Consider the following 17,362-nt stretch of genomic DNA (forward strand, 5'->3'; position numbering starts at 1 on the left):
AGGAGAAAATGATGAAAAGTTCAAAACTATTTGCTCTTGCAGGTGTAACCTTATTGGCGGCTACTACTTTAGCTGCATGCTCTGGATCAGGTTCGAGCGCTAAAGGAGAGAAGACATTCTCATATATCTATGAAACAGACCCTGACAACCTCAACTATTTGACAACTGGTAAGGCAGCAACTGCTGACATTACTAGTAATGTGATTGATGGATTGCTTGAAAATGACCGCTATGGTAACTTTGTGCCATCTATGGCTGAGGATTGGTCTGTATCTAAGGACGGCTTGACTTACACTTATACAATCCGTAAAGATGCCAAGTGGTACACATCTGAAGGAGAAGAGTATGCGCCTGTCAAAGCTCAAGACTTTGTAACAGGTCTTAAATATGCTGCTGATAAAAAATCAGATGGTCTTTATCTTGTTCAGGAATCAATCAAAGGGTTGGATGCTTATGTGAAAGGGGAAATTAAAGATTTCTCACAAGTTGGTATTAAGGCTCTTGATGATCAAACAATTCAGTACACTTTGAACAAGCCAGAAAGCTTCTGGAATTCTAAGACAACGATGGGAGTTTTGGCTCCAGTAAATGAAGAGTTCTTAAACTCTAAAGGGGATGATTTCGCTAAAGGAACAGATCCAAGTAGCATCCTATACAATGGACCATTCTTGCTCAAATCTATCGTAGCTAAATCTTCTGTTGAGTTTGAAAAAAATCCAAACTACTGGGATAAGGACAATGTCCATATCGATAAGGTTAAATTATCATTCTGGGATGGTCAAGATACCAACAAACCGACTGAAGCCTTCAAGGATGGAAGTTTCACTATGGCCCGTCTCTTCCCAACAAGCGCTAGCTACCCAGAGACTGAAAAAGCATTTAAAGACAATATTGTTTACACACAACAAGATTCTACTACTTATTTAGTAGGTACTAATATTGATCGCCAGTCTTATAAGTATACTTCTAAGACAACGGATGAAGAAAAAACATCAACCAAGAAAGCTCTTCTAAACAAAGATTTCCGTCAAGCTCTTGCCTTTGGTTTTGATAGAACCGCCTATGCCTCTCAAGTAAACGGTGCAAGTGGTGCAACTAAACTGCTTCGTAACTTGTTTGTCCCACCTACATTTGTTCAAGCAGATGGCAAAAACTTTGGTGAGTTGGTCAAAGAAAAATTGGTGACTTATGGAGACGAGTGGAAGGATGTGAACTTAGCTGATGCTCAGGATGGACTCTATAACGCAGATAAGGCTAAAGCAGAATTTGCCAAAGCTAAGACAGCTCTTCAAGCAGAAGGTGTGAAATTCCCAATCCACTTGGATATGCCAGTAGACCAAACAAACACGACGAAAGTCCAACGTGTTCAATCCTTCAAACAATCGCTTGAAGCTACTCTAGGGTCAGAGAACGTCGTTGTCGATATCCAACAACTTCAAAAAGATGATGTCTTGAATATCACTTACTTTGCTGAAACTGCAGCTGGAGAAGACTGGGATATCTCAGATAATGTGGGATGGTCTCCAGACTTTGCAGACCCATCTACTTACCTTGATATCATCAAGCCATCTGTCGGAGAAAATACAAAGACTTACCTAGGATTTGACTCTGGAACAAACAACGCTGCAGCTAAGCAAGTTGGTTTGGAAGACTACGAAAAAATGGTTGTAGAAGCCGGGGAAGAAGTGAGTGACGTTTCAAAACGTTATGAGAAATATGCTGCAGCCCAAGCTTGGTTGACCGACAGTGCCTTGATCATCCCAACAACTTCTAAAACTGGTCGTCCAATGTTGTCTAAGATGGTACCATTTACGCTTCCGTTTGCATACTCTGGTAACAAGGGTACAAGCGAAGCTCTCTTGTATAAATACCTAGACGTACAAGATAAAGCAGTGACAGCAGATGAATACCAAAAAGCTCAAGATAAATGGATGAAAGAAAAAGAAGAGTCGAATAAAAAGGCCCAAGAAGATCTTGCAAAACATGTGAAATAACTGTTGCAAAATATAAGAAAGGATTTAGTATTTCTCTTGAATGCTGAATCCTTTTTTACATTTGTAAAGAAAGATTCTAAATTTGGAGCCTGTTTTTGTCAGAATAGAGAAAATTTTCGTTAATTTTACTTGTTTTCTATTGCTTTCTTAGCTATTATTTGTTATATTAAAAGCACAATTATTTTTTATTTATCAGGGTTAAGCATTGCACTTTCAGAGGAAGGAGTATTTTTTAAAAAAAGAATGTAAACGCTTACTCAAAAATGAAAGGATTTAGGAATTTATGAATAAAGGATTATTTGAAAAACGTTGTAAATATAGTATTCGGAAATTTTCATTAGGTGTTGCTTCTGTTATGATTGGGGCTGCATTCTTTGGGACAAGTACAGTTCTTGCAGATAGCGTGCAGTCTGGCTCCACAGCGAATTTACCAGCGGATTTAGCCGCTGCTCTTGCAACAGCAAAAGAGAATGATGGGCGTGATTTTGAAGCACCAAAGGCGGGAGAAGACCAAGGGTCTCCAGAAGTTACTGATGGACCTAAGACAGAAGAAGAACTATTAGCACTTGAAAAAGCAAAATCAGCTAGTTCAGATAAGTTACCAGAAGGCTTAGAGGGCAAATTAGATAAGGCTGAAGATAAAGGGAAAGAAGTTGATAAGGATCAATTAGCTAAGAATACTGAGAATCTCGTTCCAGAAGATGTAGCTAAAACCAAGAATGGTGAATTAAACTACGGAGCAACTGTCAAAATCAAGACACCATCAGGTGAAGGTAGTGGGATTGTCATTGGCGAAAATCTTGTTTTAACTGTTTCACATAACTTTATAAAAGATGTTCCAGATGGTAATAATCGCAAGGTTGTTGATAATGATAAGGGTGATGGGGATATCTATAGCATCTCTTATCCAGGCTTACCAGATGTTAAATTTAGTAAAAAAGACATTATTCACTGGGATCGTGAAGGTTTCCTAAAAGGTTACAAGAATGATTTGGCTCTTGTGAGATTACGTACAGTTCTCGAAAATACGCCTGTTGAAGTAACCAAAAAGCCAGTAGTTAAGAAAATCGGAGATAAGCTCCATGTCTTTGGTTATCCAGAAGGGAAATTGAATCCGATTGTCAATACTACAGTTGATTTTGCAGAACCATATGGAGAAGGTGTCCAAGGAATCGGTTATCAAGGAGGGAAACCGGGTGCTAGTGGCGGTGGTATCTTTGATACAGAAGGCAAACTAGTCGGTGTTCATCAAAATGGAGTTGTTGGCCAACGGAGTGGTGGTATTCTCTTCTCACCTGCTCAATTGAAATGGATCCAAGATCACATGAAGGGAATTTCAAGTGTCAAACCTGCAGACTTGGAAGAGAAAGAAAAACCAGCCGAAGACAAACCAAAAGAGGACAAACCTGCAGCTGCTAAACCTGAAACACCTGAAAAAGTAACAGCTGAATGGCAAACAGTAGAGAAAAAAGAACAACAGGGAACAGTTACGGTTCGTGAAGAAAAAGGTGTCCGCTACAATCAATTGTCTTCAACTGCACAGAACGACAATGGCGATAAACCAGCCTTGTTTGAAAAACAAGGATTGACAGTTGATGCTAATGGAAATGCGACGGTTGATTTAACCTTCAAAGATGATTCTGAAAAGGGCAAATCACGCTTTGGTGTCTTCTTGAAATTTAAAGATACCAAGAACAATGTTTTTGTTGGTTATGACAAAGATGGCTGGTTCTGGGAGTATAAATCTCCAACCGATAGCACCTGGTATAAGGGGGGGCGTGTAGCAGCGCCTGAGACAGGATCAATTAACCGCCTATCAATTACCCTCAAGTCAGATGGACAACTCAATGCAACGAATAATGATGAGAAACTCTTTGATACGGTTACTTTGCCAGCAGCTGTTAATGAAACTCTTAAAAATGAGAAGAAAATCGTCCTAAAAGCTGGTTCCTATGGCAATGAGCGAACAGTTGTCAGTGTTAAAACGGACAATCAAGAAGGTGTAAAAGCAGATGATACTCCTGCCCAGAAAGAAACAGGTCCGGCCGTTGATGATAGCAAGGTGACTTATGACACGATCCAGTCTAAGGTACTCAAAGCAGTGATTGACCAAGCCTTCCCACGTATTAAAGAATACAGTTTGAACGGGCATACCTTGCCAGGACAAGTTCAACAATTCAATAAAGTATTTATCAACAAACACGAAGTCACACCAGAAGTTACTTACAAAAAAATCAATGAGACAACTGCAGAATACTTGATGAAGCTTCGCGATGATGCTAATCTTATCAATGCAGAAATGACAGTTCGTCTGCAAGTTGTGGATAATCAGTTGCACTTTGATGTGACCAAGATTGTCAACCATAATCAAGTTACTCCAGGTCAAAAGATTGATGATGAAAGAAAACTGCTTTCTTCCATTAGTTTCCTTGGCAATGCTTTAGTATCTGTTTCAAGTGACCAAGCTGGTGCTAAGTTTGACGGGGCAACCATGTCAAATAATACCCATGTCAGCGGAGATGATCATATCGATGTAACCAATCCAATGAAAGACCTAGCCAAGGGTTACATGTATGGATTTGTTTCTACAGACAAGCTTGCTGCAGGTGTTTGGAGTAACTCTCAGAACAGCTACGGTGGAGGTTCTTATGACTGGACCCGCTTGACAGCCTACAAGGAAACGGTCGGAAATGCTAACTATGTCGGAATTCATAGCTCTGAATGGCAATGGGAAAAAGCTTATAAAGGCATTGTCTTCCCAGAGTATACCAAGGAACTTCCAAGTGCTAAGGTTGTTATCACTGAAGATGCCAATGCAGACAATAAAGTGGATTGGCAAGATGGAGCTATTGCTTATCGTAGCATCATGAACAACCCTCAAGGTTGGGAAAAGGTTAAGGATATCACTGCTTACCGTATCGCGATGAACTTTGGTTCACAAGCACAAAACCCATTCCTTATGACCTTGGATGGTATCAAGAAGATCAATCTCCATACAGATGGTCTTGGGCAAGGTGTTCTCCTTAAAGGATATGGTAGCGAAGGCCATGACTCTGGTCACTTGAATTATGCTGATATTGGTAAACGTATTGGTGGTGTTGAAGACTTCAAGACCTTGATTGCGAAAGCGAAGAAATATGGAGCTCATCTAGGTATCCACGTTAACGCTTCTGAAACCTATCCTGAGTCTAAGTACTTTAATGAAAATATTCTCCGTAAGAATCCAGATGGAAGCTACAGCTACGGATGGAACTGGCTAGACCAAGGTATCAACATTGATGCTGCTTATGACTTGGCGCATGGGCGCTTGGCTCGCTGGGAAGATTTGAAGAAAAAACTTGGTGAAGGCCTCGACTTTATCTATGTGGACGTTTGGGGTAATGGTCAATCAGGTGATAACGGTGCCTGGGCTACCCACGTTCTTGCAAAAGAAATCAACAAGCAAGGCTGGCGCTTTGCAATCGAGTGGGGACATGGTGGTGAGTACGACTCTACCTTCCATCACTGGGCAGCTGACTTGACCTATGGTGGTTACACCAATAAAGGTATCAACAGTGCCATCACCCGCTTTATCCGTAACCACCAAAAAGATGCTTGGGTAGGAGACTACAGAAGTTACGGTGGTGCAGCAGACTATCCACTTCTAGGTGGCTACAGCATGAAAGACTTTGAAGGCTGGCAAGGACGAAGTGATTACAATGGCTATGTAACTAACCTCTTTGCCCATGACTTGATGACCAAGTATTTCCAACACTTCACTGTAAGTAAATGGGAAAATGGTACACCAGTTACCATGTCTGATAACGGTAGCACCTATAAATGGACTCCAGAAATGAAGGTTGAGCTAGTCGATGCAGCAGGTAATAAGGTTGTTGTGACTCGTAAGTCAAACGATGTCAATAGCCCGCAATACCGCGAACGTACAGTAACACTCAACGGACGTGTGATCCAAGATGGTTCAGCTTACTTGACTCCTTGGAACTGGGATGCAAATGGTAAGAAACTTCCTGCTGATAAGGAAAAAATGTACTACTTCAATACGCAAGCTGGTGCAACAACTTGGACACTTCCGAGTGATTGGGCAAATAGCAAGGTTTACCTTTACAAGCTAACTGACCAAGGTAAGACAGAAGAGCAAGAACTAACTGTAAAAGATGGCAAGATTACCCTAGACCTTCTAGCAAATCAACCATACGTTCTCTACCGTTCAAAACAAACCAATCCTGAAATGTCATGGAGCGAAGGCATGCATATCTATGACCAAGGATTTAACAGTGGAACCTTGAAACACTGGACCATTTCTGGTGATGCTTCTAAGGCAGAAATTGTCAAATCACAAGGCGCAAATGAAATGCTTCGTATCCAAGGCAATAAGAGCAAGGTCAGCCTTACTCAGAAACTGACTGGCTTGAAACCAAATACCAAGTATGCCGTTTATGTTGGTGTCGATAACCGTAGTAATGCCAAGGCAAGTATCACTGTAAATACTGGCGAGAAAGAAGTGACTACTTATACCAATAAGTCACTCGCTCTCAACTATATCAAAGCTTATGCTCATAACAATCGTCGTGACAATGCTACAGTTGACGATACAAGTTACTTCCAAAACATGTACGCCTTCTTTACAACTGGTTCAGATGTATCAAATGTTACTTTGACATTGAGTCGTGAAGCTGGTGATGAAGCAACTTACTTTGATGAAATTCGTACCTTTGAAAACAATTCAAGCATGTACGGAGAAAACCATGATACAGGTAAAGGCACCTTCAAACAAGACTTTGAAAATGTTGCTCAAGGTATCTTCCCATTCGTAGTGGGCGGTGTCGAAGGTGTTGAAGACAACCGCACTCACTTGTCTGAAAAACACGATCCATATACACAACGTGGTTGGAACGGTAAGAAAGTCGATGATGTTATTGAAGGAAATTGGTCATTGAAGACAAATGGACTGGTTAGCCGTCGTAACTTGGTTTACCAAACCATTCCACAAAACTTCCGCTTTGAAGCAGGTAAGACCTATCGTGTAACTTTTGAATACGAAGCAGGATCAGACAATACCTACGCCTTTGTAGTTGGTAAGGGAGAATTCCAATCTGGTAACCGTGGTACGAAAGCAAGCAACTTGGAAATGCATGAATTGCCAAATACCTGGACAGATTCTAAGAAAGCCAAGAAGGCAACCTTCCTCGTGACTGGTGCAGAAACAGGTGATACTTGGGTAGGTATCTACTCAACTGGAAATGCAAGCAATACTCGTGGTGATTCTGGTGGAAATGCCAACTTCCGTGGTTATAACGACTTCATGATGGATAATCTTCACATCGAAGAAATTACCCTAACAGGTAAGATGTTGACAGAAAATGCTCTGAAGAACTACTTGCCAACTGTTGCCATGACTAACTACACCAAAGAGTCTATGGATGCTTTGAAAGAGGCGGTCTTTAACCTCAGTCAGGCAGATGATGACATTAGCGTGGAAGAAGCGCGTGCAGAGATTGCCAAGATTGAAGCCTTGAAGAATGCTTTGGTTCAGAAGAAGACAGCTTTGGTAGCAGAAGACTTTGAAAGTTTGGATGCGCCAGCTCAACCAGGCGAAGGTCTTGAGAATGCCTTTGATGGTAATGTGTCTAGCCTATGGCATACATCTTGGAATGGTGGAGATGTAGGCAAGCCTGCAACCATGGTATTGAAAGAACCGACTGAAATCACAGGACTTCGTTATGTACCACGTGGTTCAGGTTCAAATGGCAACTTGCGAGATGTAAAACTGGTTGTAACAGATGAGTCTGGCAAGGAGCACACTTTCACTGCGACGGACTGGCCTGATAATAATAAGCCAAAAGACATTAACTTTAGCAAGACAATCAAGGCTAAGAAAATTGTCCTTACGGGAACCAAGACATACGGAGATGGTGGAGATAAATACCAATCTGCAGCAGAACTCATCTTTAACCGTCCACAGGTAGCAGAAACACCGCTTGACATGTCTGCTTATGAAGCGGCTTTAGCTAATGCTCAAAAATTGACAGACAAAGAAAATCAAGAGGAAGTGGCTGGAGTTCAGGCGAGCATGAAATATGCGACGGATAACGATCTCTTGACGGAAAGAATGGTGAAATACTTTGCAGATTATCTCAATCAATTAAAAGATTCTGCTCCGAAACCAGACGCTCCTACAAGCAGCAAGGGTGAAGAGCAACCACCAGTTCTTGAAGTACCAGAATTCAAAGGCGGAGTCAATGCGGCAGAAGCAGCTGTTCATGAAGTCCCTGAGTTCAAGGGCGGCGTTAATGCGGCAGAAGCGGCTGTATATGAAGTCCCAGAGTTCAAGGGCGGCGTTAATGCGGCAGAAGCAGCTGTACATGAGGTTCCTGAGTTCAAGGGAGGAGTCAATGCAGTAGAAGTAGCTGTACATGAGGTTCCTGAGTTCAAGGGAGGAGCCAATGCAGTAGAAGCGGCAGTACATGAAGTTCCTGAGTTCAAGGGCGGTGTCAATGCAGCAGAGCCAGCCGTACATGAAAAACCAGAGTACACAGGACCGCTAGGTACAGCAGGTGATGAACCAGCACCAACTGTTGAGAAACCAGAGTATAAGTTGACACCAGCTTCACTAGCTGATACAAAGACATCAGAAATCAAAGATACTCTGAAAAATGAAGAAAGCAAAAAGACACTCCCAGAAACAGGAGAAGACCAGTCTGATACAGCCCTCTTCCTAGCAGGAATCAGCCTAGCATTGTCAGCCGCCCTCTTTGCTATTAACAGTAAAAAAGAATAGATATTTATTTATTCCACAACTATATTGTTTGGATAAGTGGCTTGGACTTCTATGGGAGTCAGAGTTGGAAAATGAATCAAACACCTGGAGAGGACCTCTTGGTTCTCTCCTTTTTAAAAGGAGAAATGATAACGCTTACTAGCGTAAGCGGATGAAAGGAAATAGGAGAAATATGGACAAACACTTTTTTGAGAAACGCTGTCATTATAGTATCCGCAAATTTGCAATTGGTGCAGCCTCAGTTATGATTGGTGCTAGTATCTTTGGAGCCAATATGGTTCAGGCAGCAGAAACAGCAGCGCCTTCAGAGACAGAGGGAAGTATCACTCATGTTCAAGCTCTGGATAAGTTACCAGATGATTTAGCCGCTGCGCTTGAAAAAGCAGATGCAGAAGCTGCAACAGAAGGAAATCAAGAGGGTAGTCAGGCAACCGAAGAAGGAACAAAACCTGCAGCAAGTGAAGAGGCAAAACCAGAGACAAGTCCTGCAAGTCCCAAGCCAGCAGAAACGCCGAAACCGGTTGAAACACCAAAGGCAGACAAACAGCCTGCGGAAACCACTACACCAGCAGTAAAACCAGCTGAAAAGACAATCGAAGATAGAGAAGATGTCAACCATCTCGAAGGTGCTACTGCTTCAGCAAACAACCATGAGGCTGGAACCAACTTTACTGCAGATAAGGCTATTGATGGAGATGACAATACTCGTTGGGCTACGGACAAAGATGTACCGAAACCAACCTTCGAATTAACTCTTCCAAAAACTACCCTCATCAAGCATGTGGAAATTGACTGGGATCGTCGTCTTCGCAATGGGCAAAATGACCCAAATATCAAATCTTGGAGTCTCTATTACGCAGGTCAAGAAGACGTGGGCGCTAATGGAGAAAAACAATGGAAACTAGCGCATACCAAGGCTGGAGATCCTGTTTTAGATGAGAAAGTAGACCTAGCTGAAAGTATCAAAGCTAAGTACCTCAAATTGGAGGTCAATGATTATCAAGCGGGAACAATGGGATGGAGAAACGTTGGAATCCAAGAAATTCGAGCTTATTCTAACGTTCCGGACCATAGTAAGGTAACGGATATCCGCCAAGTTAACCAGTTGGATGTGGCTGAAGATGGCAAGTCTCTTGTCCTACCAAGTTTGCCGGGTCAGGTTAGTCTGATTGGCAGTAACAAGCAGGGTGTGATTGACCTTCAAAACCGCATCTACCAACCTCTGACAGATCAACGTGTCAAGGTCATGGTACAACAAATCAAAGACAGCCATACCTTTACCAAAGAGTTTGAAGTTGTTATCAAGGGGCTACATCAAGATGAGGGTGTGGGTGTGAAACCAAAAGTTGCACCAGCTGTTCAACAATGGTATGGGAAAGAAGGACAATCTTCTATCACTTCAGATACAGTCCTTGCGACGGGTGATTCTGGCTTTGATCAGGCTGCAACCTTCTATCAGTCAGACCTTGCCAGCCGTGGATTGGAACTAGCAACAGGTGACAAGCAAGCTCAAAAACGAATCGAATTTAAAAAGGTTGAAAACAAGGGCTATGGTAAAGAGGGATATGGCATCACCATTCAAGATGATGTTATCACTGTAGAAGCAGCGACAAATACAGGAGCTTTTTATGCGACTCGTACGCTCCTTCAGATGGGAGAAAAGGATCTGCAAAACGGTGAAATTCGAGACTTCCCAAGTTTCAGTCATCGTGGCTTTATGCTGGATACAGGTCGTAAATTTATCCCTTACGACACTCTTGTAGACATCATGCTCAACATGGCTTACTACAAGATGAACGACTTGCAGTTGCACCTCAACGATAACTATATCTTCCTAAAGGAACACTTGGCAGGTAAGAACCTTTCTAAAGAAGAAGAACTCAAGTATGTCCTTGAACATGCCAAGACTGGTTTCCGTGTGGAGACAGACATTGTCGGTAAGAATGGTCAAAAATTGACATCAGATGAGCATTATACCAAGGAAGAAATGCAAAATCTGATCAAACTTGCCAAGGCCTTGCATATCAACCTAGTGCCAGAAATTGACACACCAGGTCACGCCTTATCCTTTGTCAAAGTTCGCCCAGACCTCATGTATCAAGGTAGTTTGAGCGATTATGCAGGCAAGCACAATGTTGAGCGCGTAGCTATGCTAGACTTGGATAACAAGTACGAAGAAACTCTTAAATTTGTCAAATCAGTTTATGACAAACTCCTCGATGGTCCAGATGCACCGCTTCATGGCGTGTCCACTGTTCATATCGGAACGGATGAATACTATGGCAGTAGAGAAAGCTATCGCCGCTATGTCAATGACCTTATCAAATACATTAAAGGAAAGGGCTATACCCCTCGTATCTGGGGATCGCTCAGTGCGAAACGAGGTAAAACAGCGGTTGATTGGAACGGAGTAGAAGTTGATATCTGGAGTATTAGCTGGCAACGACCAAATGAAGCCATTGCTCAGGGAGCTAAAATTATCAACATCACGGATGTACCGACCTATAGTGTGCCAAGTGGAAGCAATAGTCAAGCAGCCTACGGGGACTATGCTAACTACGAACGTCAGTACAATAGCTGGACACCGAATGATTTTAGAACAGGTGGAGGTCCGCTTCTAGCTGCTTCTCATCCAAGTATTATTGGTGGTGGGCACGCAGTTTGGAATGACAATATCGACCTTCATGAGACAGGTTTGACCTCTTATGATATCTTTAAACGCTTCTTCAAGAGCATGCAAACCACTGCAGAGCGCACTTGGGGATCTGATCGTGCAGCTGCGACCTTTGCAGAACGCACCCTACCAACGAGCCCTTATGCGCCACAGTCAAATCCTGATAAAGAGATTGATCAAAGCGACTTGTTTACCATCAATCCTGAAACAGTCAAGAACTATGCGAGCAAGAAGGTGAAGACAAGCGAGCAAGGATTGGCTTTTGAGAAAGACAGCAGTATCGAAGGCTTAGCTGGTGATGTTGGTCCAAGTCACGTTTTGAAGTTTGATGTAACTGTCACTGGAGACGGGGAACAAACCTTCTCAACAAGTGGGGACAACCGTATCTATCTAGCTGATAAAGATGGCTACCTTGCCTATCAATTTGAACAGTTCCATATCCAATTCAATAAAAAACTTGAAAAGAACAAACGTTATCAAATCTCCATCGTAACCAAACCACAGTCAACCGAAGTCTATGTAGATGGTGAAAAGATTGAGCGTATCACAAATCCAGCCCACCCTCGCTTTGCCCACAATAGCTTGGTACTACCACTTGAAAGCATCGGTGGATTCAAAGGAATCTTGCACAGCGCTGAGTTGACTGATAAGCCTTTTGTAAATCCTCGTTTGATTTCAAATGATAAGATTACAGCAACCGCAAGCAGTCAGCAGCTTCCAGGAAATGCGACTGAAGGCGCTGTTGAAAAGGCCTTTGACAATGATCCAAATACCTTCTGGCATACTAAGTGGACCGGTGACACTGCGCCATACACTCTTACTATGACCTTGAAAGAAGCAGAAAAAGTCAATGGTTTGACTTATCTCCCACGCCCAGGTGGTGGAAATGGTGTTGTGACGCGCTACGAAATCTACGCACAAAAAGATGGCCAAATGGTCAAGGTTTCAGAAGGAAGCTGGGACAACAACGCCCAAGAAAAAACAGTCAACTTTGCGGCGGTACATACCAACAAGATTGAGTTGAAAGTATTGGAAGGCGTTGGTGGTTTTGCAAGTGCAGCTGAAGTTCATCTATTGAAACCTGTCAAAGAAGAGCAAGAAACGCCTGCACCAAGTCAACCAGAAAAACCAACTACTCCTGAAAAACCAAAGGTAGAGCAAACAGGTGATGGAACAGTTGAATTGGCAGATCAATTCACTGCAAGTAAACCAGCTAGTGAAGATAGTATTGTAGCTGCCAGCAAGAGCGCAGACTATCTCAAGAAAGAGTACAAGGTTTTCCCAACGCCACAAAAAGTGACTTATGGAGAAGGAGTCACAGCCCTTCGTAAGCAAGTCAATCTGGTTATGGGCGATCAACTCGATATCTATACTCGCAATCGCTTGAAGAGTGTCTTGCAGGACAATCAAGTATCTTATACAACCGGTAAGACAGCAATCGCTGGCGCAACCAATATCTATCTTGGGGTGCGTGGACAAGGTTCACAAGCAGAGCAAAACTTGTCCAATGTTTCAGCAGGTCTCTTTGACAAGATTGACGCCTATGTCTTGAGCATCAAGGATAATTCGATTTCCATCGTCGGAAAAGACACAGATGCGGTCTTCTATGGTTTGACAACCTTGAAACACATGCTCAAGGAAAGTCAAGTGCCAGTCCTTCGTAATGTGACAGTAGAAGATTACGCAGAGCTCAAGAACCGTGGTTTCATCGAAGGTTACTATGGAAATCCATGGTCTAATGCCGATCGTGCAGAGCTCATGCGTTACGGTGGCGATTTGAAATTGAACCAATACTTCTTTGCACCAAAAGATGATCCATACCACAACAAGAAATGGCGTGAACTCTATCCAGAAGAAAAACTAGCTGAAATCCGTGAACTTGCTCGTGTTGGAAATCAAAGTAAAACCCGCTATGTCTGGACTATCCATCCATTCATGAACAACCGCATCCGCTTTGGAAATGAAGCGCATTACCAAGAAGATTTGGCAACCATCAAGGCTAAATTTACCCAGTTGATGAAAGTGGGTGTCCGCGAATTTGGTATCCTAGCAGATGATGCACCAAGCCCAGTCGGAGGCTACAATAGCTACAACCGCTTGATGCAAGATATGACCAAGTGGTTGACTGAAATGCAGGGAACTTACAGCGGTCTTCGTAAAGAAATGATCTTTGTTCCTGGCCAGTATTGGGGTAATGGACGTGAAGATGAGTTGAAGTCCCTCAATGAAAATCTCCCAAGTTCAACATCCATGACCTTGACGGGTGGTAAGATTTGGGGTGAAGTCTCTGAAAGCTTCCTTTCAACTCTCAAGAACAATCTATCTGCAGGAGGTAAGACCTATCGCCCAGTTTCGCTTTGGATTAACTGGCCTGTAACAGATAACTCTAAACAACACTTGATTCTAGGTGGTGGTGAAAAATTCCTTCATCCAAATGTGGATCCAAGCTTGCTGTCTGGTATCATGTTGAATCCAATGCAACAGTCTGAACCATCTAAGATTGCCCTCTTTGCAGGAGCTCAATACTCATGGAAACAATGGAAATCAGAAGAAGAAGCTAAGAAAATCAATGACATTGCCTTCAACTTTGTAGAAAATGGTCATTTTGAAGATAGCAAGGTATCAGCAGCCTTCCGCGAACTTGGTAAGCACATGATCAACCAAAACATGGATAATCGTGTCGTCAAACTGGAAGAATCTGTAGACTTGGCTCCAAAATTAACAGACTTCATGACCAAGCTCAAAGCAGGTCAGGATGTGACTGCAGAACGTGCAGCCTTGCGAGCTGAATTTGCCAAGATTAAAGAAGCAGCCGAACTCTATAAAGCATCAGGCGATAAAAAAATGGTTGCCCAAATCCACTATTGGTTGGATAATGCAATCGACCAAATGAATGCTCTCGATGCCTTCCTTACAGGAACTGAAGCCATGGCTACCAACGATGCAGCCAAACTTTGGGATAGCTACTATAAAGGTTTGAAATTGTACGAACAGTCTCAAACTCACACCTTCCATTATGTAGACCATATGGAAAAGGCTGAATTGGGTGTTCAACATATTCGTCCATTTATCCTATCCTTGAAAGAAGTTCTAGCGTCTGAAGTTCAAAAAGTCTTGCATCCAGACCAAATCATCAGTACCTTTATCACCAATCGAACAGGTGTAGAAGGTGGTTTGGCAGAAGTAACGGATGGCGATTTGGCAACTCATGCGATTATTAAATCACCAAATAGCATCAAAACAGGTGATTATATCGGTATGAAGTTCAACAAACCAGTAGCGATTCAAACCTTGACCTTTGCTATGGGAACGCAGGCAAATCCACGTGATACCTTTAGTAAGGCAGAAGTACAGTATCAAGATGAAAATGATAACTGGGTAACTTTGAAAGAGCCAAGCTATGTCGGAAATGAATCCCTTCTTAAGTTTGAAAATCTCAATATCAAGGCCAAGGCAGTTCGCATGATTGCGACAGTAGATCGCGAGAATACTTGGTTTGCAGTTCAGGAAATTGCAGTCAACCGTCCAGTTGAAAAAGCTCGTAGCCAACAAGCAACGACAGTTAGTCTAAGCTCAAACTTAGTTTACAAACTAAATACCTCAGCTCGTCAAATCACTGATGGCAAGGACAATACAGAAGCCATGATGGCAAACGCTGACGGTAGCAATACGACACCAGTAGATGCCTGGGCACAACTTGACCTCGGTGAAGTCAAGTCAGTCACTAAAGTACGACTTCGCCAAGGAACGGGTGATAAGCTTGCCACAGGTGTACTTGAGTACTCTACAGATGGAACTGCATGGCAAGAGTTGGATCGCCTATCAGGAGAACAAACCAAGGAAGTGACCAAAGCGATCAATGCTCGTTACATCCGAGTACGCAATACCAAGGCCCTCGATCTCTGGTGGCGTATTCAGGACTTCTCTGTTGAGACACGCTCTGGAAACAGTGAGTTAACAGACACCAACGTCGACGCCTTGAAGGAAACACCAGTAGTGGATAGCTTGGGCAGTTACGAGCTTCAAATTCCAGCTGGAACCAAACTCCCTGCTCATAGCTATCTAGGTATGAAGCTTGACCGTATCCATCAGATCAAGAGCATCCAGCTCAAAGGCCAAGCCAACCCTGCTCTTAGCCTAGAGTATTCTGCAAATGCGCAAGAGTGGACGTCAGCTAGCCAGTTGAAAGACAGATCTGTCGCAACCCACTTGGTACGTTATGTTCGTCTGGTCAACAAAACGGATCAGGAACAAGCTGTGACAGCCACTTCTCTCCTTGTGACAACCAAAGAAGTGCAACCAACCAAACTAGAATCTACAACTATGGGCATTCATCCAACATACGGAAGCAATGATGTTCGTAAACTGAACAACCTAGATCAACTGTTTGACGGTGTTTACAACAACTTCGTTGAGTTTTCAGACTATGCCCATAAAGATGGCCACGTAACCTTGAAACTTGGTAGCGAACGTACCATCAAGAAAATCAGAGCCTACATCCAAGACGGAACTCAAAACTACCTTCGTGATGGCAAGATCCAAGTCAGCCAAGATGGTAAAACTTGGACAGATGTCGTGACAGTAGGAGATGGTGTGGCCAATAGCCAACACGATGATTCTCTGACAGATGGTTGGACACATGATTCTAAGATGCCAGGAAATCGCTACATCGAAGGAGAATTGACGACACCAGTCAAAGCGAACTATCTCCGTGTTCTCTATACGGCAGACTATGATGCCCGGTTTGTAGGCTTTACAGAATTGGTCATCAATGACGGTGAATTTGTCAAACCAATCAATGATCCAACGGTAGAAGGAAACGGTGGAGAAAGCCAAGGTAATCTTTACAATAATCTTGTAGACGGCAAAGTCTTGACCAGCTATAAGTCTGAAAAAGACAAGGGCGAGTTAGTTTATCACTTATCTGAACCAACCAATGCCAACCACCTTCGTCTCGTTTCCAGTCTTCCTGAAGGAGCGAAAGCACGTGTTCTTGCTAGAACACTCAAGGATGGTCAAGACAGTTGGACAGACCTCGGTGCCATTACATCTAGTCTCCAAACCTTTGCTATCCGAAATGGTGGCTCTCTTCTAGATGTCAAATTAGTCTGGGAAGGTGGCAAGGCTGAGTTTTATGAATTGGCAAGCTTCCATCAAGCATTAACAGAAGAATCGGTTCAATCAAGCAAGGGTGAAGAAGAACCACCAGTTTTGAGCAAACCGGACTTTACAGGTGGTGTGAATGCGGCTGAGGCAGCAGTGCATGAAGTACCAGAGTACACAGGCCCACTTAGTACAGCAGGAGATCAGCCAGCACCGATAGTTGAGAAACTAGAGTTTACAGGTGGTGTGAACGCGGTAGAAGCAGCAGTACATGAAGTACCAGAGTACACAGGTCCACTTGGTACAGCAGGAGATCAACCAGCACCGACGGTCGAGAAACTGGACTTTACAGGTGGTGTGAACGCGGTAGAAGCAGCAGTACATGAAGTACCAGAGTACACAGGTCCACTTGGAACAGCCGGAGATCAGCCAGCACCGATAGTTGAGAAACTAGAGTTTACAGGTGGTGTGAACGCGGTAGAAGCAGCAGTACATGAAGTACCAGAGTACACAGGTCCACTTGGTACAGCAGGAGACCAACCAGCACCGACAGTTGAAAAACCAGAGTACAAATTGAACTTAAGTCCACTCGCTGATACTAAGACTCCAGAAGTTAAACAGGATGATCAGAAGGAGCTTCCGGCAACAGGTGAAAGCAAATCTGACACAGCTCTCTTCCTTGCAGGCGTTAGCCTAGCTCTATCCGCTATCTTTATCGCGAAAGGGAAAAAGGAATAGCTTCTAATTACCTTTGTTTTTGACAAATTTTAGCATCAAGAGAAAGTGAAAAAGACAGCACCATAACCTCTATAA

General features: G+C 43.1%; 3 protein-coding genes. All 3 read left to right on the forward strand.

Translation table 11 applies throughout. The annotated features are described in order from the left end of the window. Positions 1–11: 11 nt before the first annotated feature. On the forward strand, positions 12–1,994 hold the full coding sequence (locus GOM48_RS01475) for a peptide ABC transporter substrate-binding protein (protein ID WP_235097910.1): 1,983 nt from the start codon (positions 12–14) through the stop codon (positions 1,992–1,994). A gap of 283 nt (positions 1,995–2,277) precedes the next feature. Then, positions 2,278–8,772 carry a SpGH101 family endo-alpha-N-acetylgalactosaminidase gene (locus tag GOM48_RS01480; protein WP_235097912.1) on the forward strand — a complete coding sequence of 2,165 codons (6,495 nt, stop codon included), beginning with the start codon at positions 2,278–2,280 and terminating at the stop codon, positions 8,770–8,772. 172 nt (positions 8,773–8,944) lie between these two features. Next, the gene (locus GOM48_RS01485; RefSeq protein WP_235097914.1) at positions 8,945–17,287 is read left to right on the forward strand and encodes an SIALI-17 repeat-containing surface protein; all 8,343 of its coding nucleotides are present in this window, start codon (positions 8,945–8,947) and stop codon (positions 17,285–17,287) included. Positions 17,288–17,362 lie beyond the last annotated feature (75 nt).

The organism is Streptococcus oralis (assembly GCF_021497885.1).
In the GTDB taxonomy this organism is placed as follows: domain Bacteria; phylum Bacillota; class Bacilli; order Lactobacillales; family Streptococcaceae; genus Streptococcus; species Streptococcus oralis_BQ.

Coding starts and splice junctions, on each gene's coding strand:
- GOM48_RS01475 (WP_235097910.1), top strand. CDS start 12: ATGAAAAGTTCAAAACTATTTGCTCTTGCAGGTGTAACCTTATTGGCG.
- GOM48_RS01480 (WP_235097912.1), top strand. CDS start 2,278: ATGAATAAAGGATTATTTGAAAAACGTTGTAAATATAGTATTCGGAAA.
- GOM48_RS01485 (WP_235097914.1), top strand. CDS start 8,945: ATGGACAAACACTTTTTTGAGAAACGCTGTCATTATAGTATCCGCAAA.